Origin of the sequence: Falsiroseomonas bella, from assembly GCF_003173615.1 — a bacterium.
Lineage (GTDB): Bacteria > Pseudomonadota > Alphaproteobacteria > Acetobacterales > Acetobacteraceae > Falsiroseomonas > Falsiroseomonas bella.
Genome location: NZ_QGNA01000004.1, coordinates 510,964 through 525,530, shown reverse-complemented (window position 1 = coordinate 525,530; position 14,567 = coordinate 510,964). Strand labels below are relative to the sequence as shown.

Sequence of the window (14,567 nt, the reverse complement as noted above, 5' to 3'; positions counted from 1 at the left end):
CTTCCCTTCACAGTCCCAGATAGGCGCGCTTCAACTCCGGATCCTCGCGCACCTGCGCGGCGGGACCCGACAGCGCGAAGGCGCCATGTTCCAGCACATACGCGCGGTCGGCAATCTCCAGCGACTGCGCGACATTCTGCTCCACCAGCATGATCGCGAGACCCTCGCCGTGCAGCCTGCGGATCAGCGCGAACATCTCCTCGACCAGAAGCGGCGACAGGCCGAGCGAGGGTTCATCCAGGATCAGCAGCTTCGGCTCCGCCATCATGCCCCGGCCGATCGCCAGCATCTGCTGCTCCCCGCCCGAGAGCGTGCCGGCAGCCTGGCCGACACGTTCCTTCAGCCGCGGAAAGGTGGTGAAGACGCGGTCGAGGTTGGCCGCGCGATTCGCCTTCGCGCGGCGATACGAACCCAGCTCCAGATTCTCCCGCACGCTCAGGTTGGGAAAGATCTTGCGCCCTTCCGGCACCTGGATCAGGCCGCGCGCCATGATCTCGGCCGGCGCGCGCCCCGTGATGTCCGCGCCCTGGAAGGCGACGCTGCCGCCGCGCGGCTTCACCAGCCCGCTCAGCACCATGTTCAGCGTCGTCTTGCCCGCGCCGTTCGATCCGAGCACAGCCACGATCTCGCCCGCGCGCACCTCCAGCGAGACGCCTTCCAGAACGCGCGTCAGGCCGTAGCCGGCGACCAGGTCCTTCACCTCAAGCATGGGATGCCAGCCGGGTTGCGGCGCCATGCCCCAGATACGCCTCGATCACGGCGGGGTCGCGCACCACCTCCGCCGGCGTGCCGCCTGCGATGATGCGGCCCTGCGCCAGCACATGCACGGCCTCGCACAGGTTCATCACCGCCTGCATCACATGCTCGATCATGAACACCGTGATGCCGCCGTCGCGGATGGCGCGCACCACGGGCACGATGTCGCGCACCTCCGACGGGTTGAGCCCCGCCAGCACCTCGTCCAGCAGCAGCAGCTTCGGCTGCGTCGCCAACGCCTTCGCCAGCTCCACGCGCTTGCGCCCTGCGACCGTCAGCGCCGCAGCGGGCTTGTCGAGCTCCGCCGAAAGGCCGACGCGCTCCGCGACCTGCTCAGCCACGGCGAGTGCATCGGCGCGCCGGCGATGCCGCAGGAAGGCGCCGACCGCGATGTTCTCCCGCACCGACAGCCCCGCGAAGGGCTGCACGATCTGGAAGGTGCGCGCGATGCCGTCCTGCGCCAGGCGATGCGGCGGGCGGCCCGTGATCTCCTCGCCGCGCCACAGGACGCGGCCGCTGGTCGGCTTCTCGAAGCCGGAGACGATGGCGAAGAGTGTCGTCTTGCCCGCGCCGTTCGGCCCGATCAGCCCGGTGATGCTGCCTTCCTTCACCGTGAAGCTCGCCTCGCTGACGGCCAGCAGGCCGCCGAATCGCTTCGAGACGGAATGCACGGAGAGGAAGGCCGGATCGGGCTCGATCATCGCCGCGCCCGCCACATGCGGATCAGCCCGGGAATTTCGCGCGGCGGGAAGCGCACAACCAGGATCAGCAGCACGCCGAAGATGACGAGGTCGAGGCCCGGGATGCGGCCGACCAGCGTCTTTGTGAATTCCGACAGTCCGTGCAGCACCACGCCGCCCAGCACAGGCCCGAACACCGTGCCCGCGCCGCCGATGATCGGCGCCAGCAGCGCTTCCACGCTGATCCAGGTGCCATAGGCAATGTTCGCGTCGAGATAGAGGAAATACTGCGCATAGAGCGCGCCCGCCGCGCCGGTGATCGCCGCCGAGAGCGCGATGGCCGAAAGCTTCACGCGCAGCGCGTCCACGCCGAGCGCAAGCGCCGCATTCTCATTCTCCCGCACCGCGACGAGCTGCGCGCCGAGGCGGGAGCGTTCGAGCGCGCGCGTCACCACCAGCGCCGCCGTCACCAGCCCCAGCGCGATCCAGTAGAAGCTCGCCCGTGAGTCGAACTGGAAATTCGCGGGCCGGACATCGAGCTTGATCAGGATGCCCGCGGCGCCGCCGGTGACTTCGCTGGCATTGGCCAGCACCCGGAACACCTCGGCGAAAGCGAGCGTCACCAGGGCGAAGTAGCTGCCGCGCAGGCCCGACCGGAAGGAGAGGAAGCCGATCACCGCGCCCACCGCGCTCGCCGCCGCCACACCGACGGCGAAGGCCGGATAGGCGTTCATCCCGTAGCGCATCTGCAGGATGGCGGTGGCATAGGCGGCGGTGCCGAAGAAGGCGGCATGGCCGAAGCTGTACTGCCCGCCATAGCCGCCCAGGATGTTCCAGCCCTGCGCGGCCAGGCAGATGATCAGCGTGAAGACCGCGAAGTTCAGCCAGGTGTTCTGCGTGACGAACAGCGGCAGCAACGCCGCCACGGCGGCGAAGAGCGCGATCGGAAGAAGGTCCTTCGCCGTCACGCCTTTGCCCCGAACAAGCCCGTCGGGCGGAACAGCAGCACCAGGATGAAGATCAGGAAGATGCCGATCTGGCCGAGGCTTTCGCCGAAATAGAGGCCCGAGAGGCTCTCCATCACGCCGATGAACAGGCCGCCCAGCAGCGCGCCCGGCACGCTGCCCATGCCCCCCAGCACGACGATGGTGAAGGCCACCAGCACGAAGGCGTTGCCGACCCGCGGGTTCACGTAGAAGAAGGGCAGCAGCAGGCAGGCGGCGACCGCCAGGCACGCCGTGCCGATGCCGAAGGTGACGGCGTAGATGTGCTTCACGTCGATGCCGACCAGCGCCGCGCCCGTGCGTTCCTTCGCCACCGCGCGGATGGCGCGGCCGGTGTCCGTCATGGTGAGGATGACGAACAGCACCGCAGCGACCAGGAAGGCCACGCCGAAGCCCACCACCCGCGGGAAGCCGAGCAGCATCGGCCCGAGCTCCACAACCTCCATCGCGTAGGGCACCTGCACGGAAAGTGTGTCGGAGCGGAAGATCGCCAGCATCACGTTCTCGATGACGATCGAGAGGCCGAGCGTGACGAGCAGGATGTTGGAATCCTCGCCCTTGCTCGCCGGCATGATCACCAGCCGCTGCACCCCGTAGCCCAGCGCGAAGAACAACGGCACGAGCGGCAGGATCGCGACATAGGGATCGAGGCCGAAGACCTTCCACGCGACGAAGGCGGCGTACATCGCCAGCGTCAGCAGCGCGCCATGGGCGAAGTTGATGATGTGGAGTACGCCGTAGACCAGCGTCAGCCCCAGCGCCACCAGCCCGTATATGGCCCCGGTGAGGAGGCCGTTGAGCACGGCCTCCCCGATGATCTCAGGCGGGTAGGAACGCAATGCGGATCAGTTGGCAGGCCAGGGGAACACCGGGCGCGCATCCGCGAACTCTTCGGGGAAGATCACCTTGATGTCGTTGTTGATCACCTGGGTGTTCACCGCCTGGGCCGCCTGGTTCTGGCCGTTCTCGAAGCGCGTCGGCCCATAGGGCATGATGTGGCGGGTGAAGCTGCCGTCGGTCTTGCCCAGCGCATCGATCACGGCGGCGCGGTCGGCGCGGCCGGCGCGCTCCAGCGCATCCGCCACCAGCATCACGGCCGAGTAGTTCAGCGGCGTGTTGTAGAGCCAGAAGCGGTTCTGCGCCTCCACCGCGCGGCGCAGCTCGGCGGTCTTCGGCTTGCGCGGATCGGCCCAGTGGTTGACGTCCATCACCAGGTTGGCGGCCTGCGGGAATTCCCGCACGAAGCGGAAGTTGGAGGCCGCGCCGTTCAGCACGCAATAGATCCCCTTCGGCCGGATCCGGCGCTGCTGCAGCGTCTGCGACAGCAGCACGAACTCCGCATAGTAGCTGGACGGGATGATCAGGTCCGGGTTCAGCGCGCGGATGCGCAGCGCCACATTGGACATGTCGCGCGCCGGCGTCGGGTGGCTGATCGTCTCCAGCACCTCGAAGCCGCGCTTCGGCAGCTCGTTCTGCATCAGCCGCGCCATGCCGGAGCCGAACAGCCCGTCCTCATGCACCACCACCACGGTGCGTGCCGGCTTGCCGGCGGCCTCGTTGATCTTCACCAGGTTGTCGAGCGCGCCCGAGGTCACCTTCCCGAAGCCCGGCCCGAAACGGAAGGTGTTGCGCAGCCCGCGCGTGACGATGGTGTCCGCCACGCCGACATCCACGACGTAGGGCAGGTCATAGCGGGATGCGGCCTGCGACGCGGCGAGGCAGATCGGGCTGGCGAAGCCGCCAACCACCGCCACCACACCCTCGGAGTTCATCCGCTCCACCTCGGCCGTGCCGCCTTCCGGGTTCGAGCGCGCATCGCCGAACACCATCTCGATCCGCGCGCCGCCAAGCGCGCGGATGCCGCCGGTGCTGTTGATCTCGTTGATCGCGAGTTCGGCGCCCAGGCGGCCGTATTCGCCGTCCTGCGCCAGCGCGCCGGTGACGGGCTGCAGGATGCCCAGCTTCACGGCGGCGGGCTGCGCGCCGGCGATCCGGGGGGCGGCCAGCGCGGCCGCCGCGCCCAGCAGCACGGTGCGGCGGGAAGGCGAGAAGGCGGTCATGGGTGTGTTTCTCCCTGTTTGCAGGCCGGAGCCCGCCCGGCGCTATCTGCGCCGGGCCGCGCCGGAGGGCAAGACGTTGTCCGGACGAGTCGGCAGCGCTACTCGGCCCGGATGTTGTTGCGCCGGATCACCGGCTCCAGCTGCGTCCGCGTGGTGGCGATCAGCTCGGCCAGGGGCTGCGGCCCGCCGCCGCCGGTCACCGCGCCCTGGGCCGCCAGGCGTCCGCCCACCTCCAGGTCCCGCATCATCAGGTCCACCTGCTCCGAGACGCGGGTGATGACCGGCGCCGGCGTGCCGGCCGGCGCCACCAGGCAGAACCAGGCGCCAAAGACCAGCGGCGGGCCGCCCGCCTCGGCGATGGTCGGCACATCGGGCAGTTGCGGCAGGCGCTGCGCGGTGAGCGTCGCCAGGGGGCGGACCCGCTCGCCCCGGATCTGGCCGAGGATGTTCGGGACGTTGTCGAAGATGCAGTCGATCTGCCCGCCGATCAGGTCATTTACCGCCGGCCCGGCGCCGCGATACGGCACATGGGTGATGCGCGTGCCCACGGCCTCGTTGAACAGCTCGAGCGCCAGGTGCAGGGAGGAGCCGTTGCCCGCGGACCCCGCGGTGATCCGGCCCGGTTCGGCCTTCGCCCCCGCAGTCAGCTCTGCCAGGCTCTTCCACGGCTTGCCCGCGCCGACGCAGATCACCTTCGGCGTCGTGGCCAGCACCGCGATCGGCGCGAAGGCGGTGCGCGGGTTGTAGGGCAGCGAGGCGAAGAGGAACTCGTTCGCCGCGATCGGCCCGATCGAGCCGACAAGAAAGGTGTAGCCATCCGGCGCCGCCTTCGCGACCACGTCGGCGCCGATGTTGCCGCCGGAGCCGGGCCGGTTCTCCACCACCGCCGGCTGCCCCCAGGCCGCCTGCATCCGCGCCGCCAGCGGGCGCGCCATCACATCGGCCAGGCCACCGGGCGGGAAGGGCGCCACGATGCGGATGGGCCGCGTCGGCCAGTCGGCCTGCGCGCGCGCCGCCGGCGCGGCCAGCAGGGCGGGCAGCGCCAGCGCGGTGCGGCGGGTGAAGCGGATCATGTCCTTGGTCCTCCCTTTTCGTGTTGTTCTAGTCGGCGGCAAGACGCGGCGAGGGCGAGGCGATGCGCGCGGCGATGGCGGCGAGGGTCCGGTCCAGCGCGTCGCCCTCGGGATCCTTCTGCGCCGCCAGCCGCGCCTGCAGCAGCGCATCCGCGGCGAGGTCCGGCGGCAGCCTGCCGTCCAGCGCCGGCCGCAGCACCTCCTCCATGATGCGGCGCCAGTTCGCGCGGGTGCGCGCATCCGTCGCGGCATAGCCCTTCACCAGCCGCGCGCTGTCCACCACTTCGCGCGCCAGCCGCGTGCCGAGCGGCAGCGCGCGCTCCACCAGCACGAGCCATGCCGCGATCCAGGCCGTCTCCTCCGCATGCTTCAGCGTGCGCTTCCGCCAGCCGCGCAAGCCCGCGAGCAGGCGCAACCGCAGGAAGCCGAGCGGGCGCGTCGGCGAGACATTCAGCGCGATGCTTTTCCCCATCCAGCCGCGCCGCTCCACGAAGCGCAGCGCGGGCCGGGCGATGCCGGGCGGCAGCAGCGAGAGCACTTCCGCCGGGCCGGGCTTCATGAACTCGACGACGTGCACGATGTCGCCAGGCCTTGCCTTGGCCTCGGCGACAAGCCGCGGGCGACGCGCGTCGCGCAGCTTGAGCTGCGCCACGCGGATCACATCCTCCGACGACATGCGCAACGCCAGCTGCTTCGCCAGCGCGGCGACGAGCGCGCCATCCGCGCCGGGCAGCGCGGCGAAGCGGCGCAGCGTGGCGCGGTATTGCTCGGCCAGCGCCGCGTCCTGGAAATCCGTCAGGCGCTTTACGCCTTCCGCGGCCAGCGCGCGCGCTTCCCCCGGCAGGTCGCCCGGGCCGGCGCCGGGCGCCGGCGCGGCGTCGGCCGCCGGTGTCGACGCGCCCGCGAAGCCGGCCTCGAAACCACGCAGGTTGCTCTCCGCCGCCCTGCCGGCGCGGATCGCGGCGCGAAAGGCGTCGGGCGGGATCGGCACGGCACCGCGCGCGGCCAGCACGCCGAGCATCACGGCGTTCAGCGCCGCGCCCGTCTGCCGCGCCAGCGCGTCGTAGTCGGCGATCACGGCCTCGCGCGCCGTCTCCCTCACCGCCTGCGCCAGCCGCGCCTCGTCCATGCGGCCGTCGCCGCCCTCGGATTTCTCCGTCACGGTGTAGGCGCGGCGATGCGCGACCAGCGCGAGCGTGCGGTCCCGGGTCAGGAAGCCGCCCTCCGCCCGGCGCGCGGCTTCCAGCAACTCGGTGCCGAGGAACACGTCGACGCGCCCCGGTGCGGCGTTCAACCCGAGCACCGGCGGCGGATCGCCCGGCTGCGCCGGCATCACCTCCACATAGTAGGTCGTGGCACCGGTGCGTTGCGCGACGCCGGGGATGGAGGTGCGGGTGGCATGCAGCCCGGCCTCGATGGCGGCGCGGGTGATCCAGTCCACCAGCACGCCACCGCCCTCCCCGCCCAGCGCGGCGATCAGGATGCGGGTGGGTTCACGGGGCGTGCTCATTCCGCCGGCACCGGCACGGCCGCCGGTGGACGCAGCTTCGGCGCCTCGGTGATCGGCGTGCCGCCGAACAGCCGCAGGAACCAGTTGCCAATCCGCAGCCGCCACACATCCAACCGGCCCGGATTGCGGATCACGTCCAGCCGGTAGAACGAAGGACAAAGCTGCGCCGCATGCGCCACCTCGCCGCACAGGCCGCAGCCGACGCAGTCGTTGTTCACATGCGCGACCGGGTCGTCCTTCAGCGGGTCGCCGGAGGGCTTCAGCGTCAGCGAGGGACAGCCATTCAGCCGAATGCAGGCATGGTCGCCTGTACATACCTCCGCATCCACGCCGAAGCGGGACTGTACCACGCGCTCCCCCGCCGCGATCGCCTTCGCCTGCGCGGGCCGCAGCCGCTTCTGCCTCGCCAGCATGCATTCGCCGCGCGCGACGATCACCTTCAGACCCTTCACCGGATCGCTCAGCGCGTCCTTCAGCGTCCGCAGCACGCCGCGCACGTCATAGGTGTGGACCGTGCGCACCCAGGTGGCACCCACGCCCTTGATCGCGCGCTCGATCGGCACGGCCTTGCCGCGGCCCTCATGGTCCGCCTCGCGGCTGGACGGAATGTCCTGCAGGCCGGTGGCGCTGGAATAGCCGTTGTCCATCACCACCAGCACCGCGTCGTCGCGATTGAACACCGCGCCGGCGACGCCGGTGTTGAGCCCGTTGTGCCAGAAGCCGCCATCGCCCATCACCGCGATCGGCCGGCGCTGGTTGGTCCCGGCGACGGCGGCCGCGCTCGCCAGCGACATTCCGTAGCCCAGGATCGTGTTGCCCTGGTGGAAGGGCGCGAAGGTTGCAAAGGCGTGGCAGCCGATATCGGCGGCGACATGCACCGGGCCCGTTTCCTGCCGCAGCAGCTTCATCGCGCTGAACACCGGCCGCTCCGGGCAGCCGGTGCAGAAGGTGGGCGCGCGCGGCGGGATGACCGCGCCGACCGCGCGCTTCGCCGCCTCCGCCGCCGCCGGCGCGAGCGAGGGGATCGCCACGAAGCGCTGGCCATATCGGTCGAGGAACTGCGCGAGCCCCGCCGCGATCACCGGCGGCGCGTATTCTCCTGCCAGCGGCAGAAAATCCTTGCCGTGCAGCGGCGTGTGGAGATCGGCCTTGCGCAGGATCTGCGCGATGGCCTGCTCGATATAGTCCGGCGCGCCTTCCTCCACGACCAGCACGCCGCGCTTGCCCGCGCAAAAGCCGGCGATCTGCTCCGGCACCAGCGGATGCGTGACGTTCAGCACCAGCGTCGGGATGCGCAGGCGGCCGAAGGCATCCGAAAGGCCCAGCGCCGCAAGCTCGGCGTTCAGCGCGTTGAACAGCCCGCCCTGCACGATGATGCCGAGTTCGCCATCCGGCGGCCCCAGCAGCTCGTTCAGCCCATGCTCCAGGATGTAGTGCCGCGCGGCCGGCAGGCGCCGGGCGACCTTGTCCGCCTCCTGCGGGAAAGTCACCGGCGGATGCGCAAGCCGACCATAGTCGAATCGCGCCGGCATCGCCGGGTTGCGGAAACTGATCGGCGCGCGGCGATTGTCCTTCGCCACGAAGCTCCCGAAGACATGGCAGGCGCGGATGCGCAGCTCCAGCATCGCCGGCGTGTTCGAGGCTTCCGACAGCGCGAAGCCCTGCTCCACCATGCGCACGATGGTCGGCAGGTCCGGCCGCGGATCGAGCAGCAGCAGGGAGGATTTCAGCGCGAAGGCGTGGCTGCGCTCCTGCGCGACGCTCGCCCCTTCGCCGTAATCCTCCCCCACCACGATCAGCGCGCCGCCGATCACGCCCGGCGAGGCCAGGTTGCTCAACGCATCGGCGGCGACATTCGTGCCGACGATCGCCTTCCAGGTGACGGCGCCGCGCATCGGATAGGCGACGGAGGCGCCGAGCATCGCCGCCGCCGCGGCCTCCCCCGTGCAGGTCTGCAGGTGCACGCCAAGCTCCTGCAGCAGGTCCTCCGACTGCAGCAGCACATCCATGAGGTGGGAGACCGGCGCGCCCTGGTAGCCGCCGACATAGGAGACGCCGGATTGCAGCAGCGCCTTGGTCACCGCGAGGATGCCCTCGCCGCGGAACGTCTCGCCCGCGCCCAGGCGCAGCGAGGCGATCTCTTCCCGGAACGAGACCTCCATCGGTGACCTCCCGGCCGGCATGGGAAAGCCCGGCACCCATTCCTTACCGCGCATATCGGACAAGGATCAGGGGGTGTCAAACGGTCCGCAGGGGCCGGCACGGCCGCGTCATCGCCGGGCGCCGGCCCGAACCGCGTTGACGATGCGTCGCGGGCCGCCTAACCGAATACGATACGCCAGAACCGGGAGACAAAGACGATGCGCTCGCATGAGGGCCAGTTCTCCGACAATCGCCCGATCCGCCGGACGCCGCAGGAAAAGCGCAAGCTGGTGGCGGAGCTGAAGGAGACGCTTGCGAACCTGAAGCCGAGCGCCGCGCCCTCGCTCCGCGCGACGCTGCAGGCCCGCATCCGGGAGCTGGAAGCTGAACTCGCCACCGCGCCGCCGCCGCGGCGCTGACCTGCGCCGGGGAGGATTACGCGGCGGCCGGCAACCGGCCAGACTGACGGCATGAATCGCGCCCCCCTGCCGACCAGCCGTGACACGAGGCACGCGCTGGCCGGCATGGGTCTGATGCTGGTCTGCTGCCTTCTCTTCGCGGCGATGGGCGCCTGCTTCCGCGCTGCCATGCTCGAAGGCCTGCCGGTGCCCGTGCTGCCCTTCGCCCGCGGCCTGTTCACCTGCCTCGTCATCCTGCCCTGGATGCTGCGCAAGGGCTTCGGCGACCTCGCCACGCGGAGGCCGGGCGCGCATCTGTTTCGCATCGGCGCGGGCCTCACCGGGTTCTTCCTGCACATGCTGGCGATCCTCTGGCTGCCGCTGGCCGATGCGGTGGCGCTGATGCATGCGCGTCCGCTCTGGGCGCTGCCGCTGGCCTTCCTGATCCTTGGCGAGCGCATCGGCTGGGATCGCGCCATCGCGGCCGCGATCGGCTTCACCGGCGTGCTGATCATCGCCGGGCCGCAGGGCGAGCTCTCGGCCGGAACCCTCGCCGCGGTGGGTGGCGGCATCACCGGCGCGCTGGTGCTGATCGCGATCAAGCAGCTCTCCGCCACCGAGCCACCTTCCCGCGTCGTCGCCTGGTACGCCATCGCCAGCGTCGTGGTCTGGGGGCCGATCTCGGCCTTCGTCTGGGTCACGCCCAGCGGGACGGCGCTGGCCTGGCTGCTCGCCGGCTCGGTGCTCGCCATCCTCGGCGATTTCTGCGCCTCCTGGGCGGCGCGGCGCGCCCCGGTCGGGCTGCTGGCGCCGATCGAATACGCCCAGATCCCGGCCAGCGCCGCACTCGGCTTCGTCATCTTCGCGGAGCAGCCGGGCTGGACCCTGTTGTGGGGAACGCTGATCATGGTGGGCGCCACGCTCTACCTGGCAAGGAGCGCCGGACGATGACCGACGACGCCGTCTTCGCCCCCGGATTCGCGACCACGCCCTGGTGGTGGGAGGACGCGCCGCCGCCAACCCCCGCACCGCCTTCCCTGCCCGATGCGGCGGAGGTCGCGATCATCGGCGGCGGCATCGCCGGCCTCGCCTGCGCGCTGGAGCTCGGCCGCGCTGGCGTGCCCGCGCTGGTGATGGACCGGGAAGCGATCGGCTGGGGCGCGTCCTCCCGCAATGGCGGCGCGCTCTCCGGCGCCGGCAGTCTCGGCCGCGCCAAGTCGGACGTGGCGAAGGGCCTCGATCCGAAGCTGCTGGCGGAGATGGTGGAGGAAGCCGAGGCCAGCTTCGACGCGCTGGATGCGCTGATCGCGCGCGAAGGCATCGACTGCGCCTGGCGCCGCTGCGGCCGCTTCGTCGGCGCGCATACGGAAGCGGCGATGGCGACGCTCGCGAAGCGTGCCGCGCTGCTCAACGCTGCCGATCCGGGCGGCGCGGAGCTGCTGCCGCGCGCCAGGCTGGCGGAGGAGCTCGGCACCACGCGCTACCATGGCGGATTGCGCATCGCGCGCGCCGGCGGGCTGCATCCGGCGCGCTACGTCCAGGGTCTCGCCAAGGCCGCGCAGCGCGCGGGCGCCATGCTGGCCGGCGGCGTCGCGGTGCAGGGCATCGCGCGCGATGGCGCCGGTTTCGTCCTCGCCACCGCCGCAGGCGCGGTGCGGGCGCGGCATGTGATGGTGGCGACCAACGGCTACACCGGCCGCGCCACGCCCTGGCACCGCCGCCGCGTGATCCCGGTGGCGAGCTACATGATCGCGACGGAGGAACTCGGGGCGGATCGGGTCCGGGCGCTGCTGCCGCAGGGCCGCGTCTATGGCGACACGAAGAAGATCCTCTACTATTTCCGCCCCTCGCCCGACGGCACCCGCATCCTGTTCGGCGGGCGCGCGACGCTGTCCGACACCGATCCGCGCATCGGCGCCCGCTGGCTGCACCGCCAGCTCGTCAACCTGTTCCCGCAGTTGGAAGGCGTGCGCATCACCCATGGCTGGAAGGGCAACGTCGCCTTCGCCTTCGACATGCTGCCCCATGTCGGCGTGCAGGACGGCGTGCATTTCGCGCTCGGCTGCAACGGCAGCGGCGTGACGACCATGACGCATCTCGGCACCGTCGCCGCGCGCATGATGCTGGGCGGGGACAACCGGATCAGCGCCTTCGCGCGGCTGCCCATGCCCACCATCCCCGGCTACACCGGCACGCCCTGGTTCATGCAGCTCGTCACCGGCTGGTACCGCCTGAAGGACCGGCGCGACGGCTGGTCGGTCTAGCCCCGCATCGGATGGCTTGACCGCGACGCCGAGATCATGGCTGAGAAAGCGCAGGGCCGTCGTCCGCCGCACCCGCTTCCCGCCGCCGGCCGCCTCGACCAGAAAAAAAGGGAGACCTCATGACCTTCCGTCGCCGCACCCTGCTCGCCGCCGGCGCCGCCGCGCTGGCGCTGCCGCAGATCCGCACCGCCCGGGCGCAGACCGCGCTGCGCTTCAGCCTGGACTGGGCGCTGCAGGGCAACCACGCCATGTGGTCGCTGGCGGACGACCGCGGCGTCTACCGCAATCTCGGCCTCAGCGTACGCATGGACCGCGGCTTCGGCTCGGGCGATGCGCTGGTGAAGGTGGGCTCCGGCGCCTACGATATCGGCTTCGCGGATTTCGCGGGCGCGGTGAAGTTCAACGCCGAGAACCCGCAGAACCGCCTGGTCATGATCTACCCGGTTTTCGACCGCACCGCCGCGGCGCTGGTGACGCTGAAGGGCCGCGGCATCGAGAAGCCGCAGGACGTCGCCGGCAAGAACCTGGGTGCGCCGGAAGGCGAGGGCAGCCGCATGCTCTTCCCCGCCTTCGCCCGCGTCGCCGGCATCGATCCGGCCTCCGTGCGCTGGACCTCCATGGCGGCGAACCTGCGCGACACCATGCTGCGCACGCGCCAGGTGGATGCCGTCACCGGCTTCCTGTTCACCGTGCATTTCAACCTGGTCGGCCTGGGCGTGCCGGAAGGCGACATCCTCGGCTGGCCCTATGCCGAGCATGGCCTCGACATCTACGGCTCCGGTGTCTTCGCCCGCGCCGAATGGCTGGAGCGCAACCAGGATACGGCGACGCGCTTCGTGAAGGCCTCGATCGAGGGTCTCAAGCTGCTGCTGAACGACATCCCCGGCGGCATGGCATCGCTCAAGCGCCGCGAGCCGCTCTTCGACGAGGCGCTGGAGGCCCGCCGCTTCGCGATGACGCGCGACCGCTCCATGCTGACGCCGAACAGCCGCGCCAACGGCCTCGGCCATGTGGACATGGCGCGGGTGCGCACGCTGATCCAGGTGAACGCCGAGGCGCTGGGCGTGGCCAACCCGCCGCGCGCCGAGGACTTCTTCACCGATCGCTACCTGCCGCCGCGGTCGGAGCGCATGGTCTGATGAAGCTCCTCCTGACCGGCGCGCGGGTGCTGTCCCCCGACGCGCTTTCCGCGCCGTTCCAGGAGGTGCTGATCGAGGATGGCCGCATCGCGGCCATCCTTCCGCCCGGCACCGCCGTGCCGGACGCGGCGCCGAATGACGCGCGCAACCGCCTGGTGATCCCTGGGCTCGTCAACGGCCACACGCATGGCCATGGCGGCCTCGCGAAGGGCAGCGGCGACAAGTGGGACCTCGCCTTGCTGCTGGCGCATGCCCCCTGGGTCGGCGGCGGGCGCGGCCTGCGCGACAAGTATCTCTCCACCGCGCTGACCGCGGTGGAGATGCTGAAGAAGGGCTGCACCGCGGCCTTCGACATGCCGGCCGAATTCCCCTGCCCCACCGTCGAGGGGCTGGAGGCGATGGTTGATGCCTATGCCGCCGTCGGGCTGCGCGCCGTGCTCGCGCCCATGGTCGCCGACCTCACCTTCTTCCAGGCGACGCCCGGCCTGATCGAGGCGCTGCCCGAGGAACACCGCGCCCGTGCCGGCGGGATGCGCATGGCCGCGCCCGCCGACATCCTCGCCGCCATCGGCACCGCCGCGCAGTCCTGGTCGCATGGGCGGCGCAACATCCGCCTCGGCTGCGCGCCGACCATCCCGCTGCACGGCACCGACGAATTCCTGAAGGGGTGCCGCGCGCTCGCGGCCGAATACGGTCTGCCGATGCAGACCCATGTCGCCGAATCGCGCTACCAGGCCGCCGCCGGCGAGGCGCGGTACGGCGGCGCGACGCTGCTCGAGCACATGGACCGGCTCGGGCTGGTCGGGCGCTGGTTCAGCGTGGCCCATGGCGTGTGGCTCACGCAGTCCGATCTCGATCTGCTCGCGAAGCGCGGCGCCAGCATGTCGCACAATCCGGGCGCCAACATGCGCCTCGCCTCCGGCATCGCGCCGGTGCGCGCGGCGATCCGCGCGGGCGTCACGGTCGGCATCGGCACTGACGGCTCCTCCTCCTCCGACAACCAGAACATGTTCGAGGCGATGCGGCTTGCCGCCTTCGCCTCCCGCCTCTGGGAGGATGCGGAGGATGACGACTGGCTCGGCACGGCGGAGACGGTGAGGCTCGCCACCATCGGCTCCTCGCACATCGTCGGCCATGACGAGGGCGGCGTGATCGCCGCCGGCAAGGCCGCCGACCTCGTGCTGCTTGACCTGCGACACGTGAATTGGGCGCCCTTCAACGATGCTGCGAACCAGCTCGTCTGGACCGAGGATGGCAGCGCCGTGGTGGATGTGATGGTCGCCGGCCAGTGGAAGCTGCGCGACCGCAAGGTGCTCGGCCTCGACGAGGCGAAGCTGGCGGCCGAGGCGCAGGAAGCCGCCGACCGCCTGCGCGGCGCGAATGCCGAGGTGCGCGCCTGGTGCGAGGCGGTCGCGCCGCACATCGCCTGCCACTGCCGCGCGCTGGCCAAGGGCTGGACGCGCTCGAAGCGGCTGCTGAAGGCCGAGTAGCCCCCTCCCCCTGCCCTTTTCTCCCTCCCCCGCCTGCGGAGGAGGGTCGGG

General features: G+C 71.0%; 13 protein-coding genes. 5 read left to right on the top strand and 8 right to left on the bottom strand.

Annotated features, from left to right (window positions below):
* Window positions 1-7: 7 nt before the first annotated feature.
* The 8 genes from DFH01_RS19415 to DFH01_RS19380 all read right to left on the bottom strand — a co-directional run bounded on the left by DFH01_RS19415 (window position 8) and on the right by DFH01_RS19380 (window position 9,245).
* Window positions 8-709, bottom strand: a complete 702-nt coding sequence (locus tag DFH01_RS19415; RefSeq protein WP_109872403.1) for an ABC transporter ATP-binding protein — start codon at window positions 707-709, stop codon at window positions 8-10.
* A complete protein-coding gene (locus tag DFH01_RS19410) occupies window positions 702-1,457 on the bottom strand; it encodes an ABC transporter ATP-binding protein (RefSeq protein WP_109872404.1) in 756 nt (251 codons plus the stop codon). Before DFH01_RS19410 ends, DFH01_RS19415 begins: the two co-directional genes overlap by 8 nt.
* Window positions 1,454-2,404, bottom strand: a complete 951-nt coding sequence (locus DFH01_RS19405; RefSeq protein WP_109872116.1) for a branched-chain amino acid ABC transporter permease — start codon at window positions 2,402-2,404, stop codon at window positions 1,454-1,456. The genes DFH01_RS19410 and DFH01_RS19405 overlap by 4 nt, the downstream gene beginning before the upstream one ends.
* Window positions 2,401-3,243: a branched-chain amino acid ABC transporter permease gene (locus DFH01_RS19400; RefSeq protein ID WP_109872402.1), complete on the bottom strand. Its 843-nt coding sequence runs from the start codon at window positions 3,241-3,243 to the stop codon at window positions 2,401-2,403. Before DFH01_RS19400 ends, DFH01_RS19405 begins: the two co-directional genes overlap by 4 nt.
* Before the next feature lie 42 nt (window positions 3,244-3,285).
* Window positions 3,286-4,500: an ABC transporter substrate-binding protein gene (locus DFH01_RS19395; RefSeq protein WP_109872115.1), complete on the bottom strand. Its 1,215-nt coding sequence runs from the start codon at window positions 4,498-4,500 to the stop codon at window positions 3,286-3,288.
* Between the two features lie 98 nt (window positions 4,501-4,598).
* The gene (locus tag DFH01_RS19390) at window positions 4,599-5,573 is read right to left on the bottom strand and encodes a Bug family tripartite tricarboxylate transporter substrate binding protein (RefSeq protein ID WP_109872114.1); all 975 of its coding nucleotides are present in this window, start codon (window positions 5,571-5,573) and stop codon (window positions 4,599-4,601) included.
* Between the two features lie 28 nt (window positions 5,574-5,601).
* Complete coding sequence (locus tag DFH01_RS19385; RefSeq protein WP_109872113.1) at window positions 5,602-7,083, bottom strand: indolepyruvate oxidoreductase subunit beta family protein; 1,482 nt, start codon at window positions 7,081-7,083, stop codon at window positions 5,602-5,604.
* Complete coding sequence (locus tag DFH01_RS19380; protein WP_109872112.1) at window positions 7,080-9,245, bottom strand: ferredoxin family protein; 2,166 nt, start codon at window positions 9,243-9,245, stop codon at window positions 7,080-7,082. Before DFH01_RS19380 ends, DFH01_RS19385 begins: the two co-directional genes overlap by 4 nt.
* A gap of 198 nt (window positions 9,246-9,443) precedes the next feature.
* Between DFH01_RS19380 and DFH01_RS19375 the strand changes: the two genes are divergently transcribed.
* From DFH01_RS19375 to DFH01_RS19355, 5 genes are all read left to right on the top strand, one after another.
* Window positions 9,444-9,644 (top strand): hypothetical protein, encoded by a 201-nt coding sequence (locus DFH01_RS19375; protein WP_109872111.1) that lies wholly within the window; start codon window positions 9,444-9,446, stop codon window positions 9,642-9,644.
* Window positions 9,645-9,695: 51 nt separating this feature from the next.
* Window positions 9,696-10,574: a DMT family transporter gene (locus tag DFH01_RS19370; protein WP_233256187.1), complete on the top strand. Its 879-nt coding sequence runs from the start codon at window positions 9,696-9,698 to the stop codon at window positions 10,572-10,574.
* Window positions 10,571-11,887, top strand: coding sequence for an NAD(P)/FAD-dependent oxidoreductase (locus DFH01_RS19365; RefSeq protein ID WP_109872110.1), 1,317 nt, complete (start codon window positions 10,571-10,573; stop codon window positions 11,885-11,887). The genes DFH01_RS19370 and DFH01_RS19365 overlap by 4 nt, the downstream gene beginning before the upstream one ends.
* Before the next feature lie 119 nt (window positions 11,888-12,006).
* Window positions 12,007-13,026, top strand: coding sequence for an ABC transporter substrate-binding protein (locus DFH01_RS19360; RefSeq protein ID WP_109872109.1), 1,020 nt, complete (start codon window positions 12,007-12,009; stop codon window positions 13,024-13,026).
* On the top strand, window positions 13,026-14,516 hold the full coding sequence (locus tag DFH01_RS19355; RefSeq protein ID WP_109872108.1) for an amidohydrolase family protein: 1,491 nt from the start codon (window positions 13,026-13,028) through the stop codon (window positions 14,514-14,516). The genes DFH01_RS19360 and DFH01_RS19355 overlap by 1 nt, the downstream gene beginning before the upstream one ends.
* Window positions 14,517-14,567: the final 51 nt, after the last annotated feature.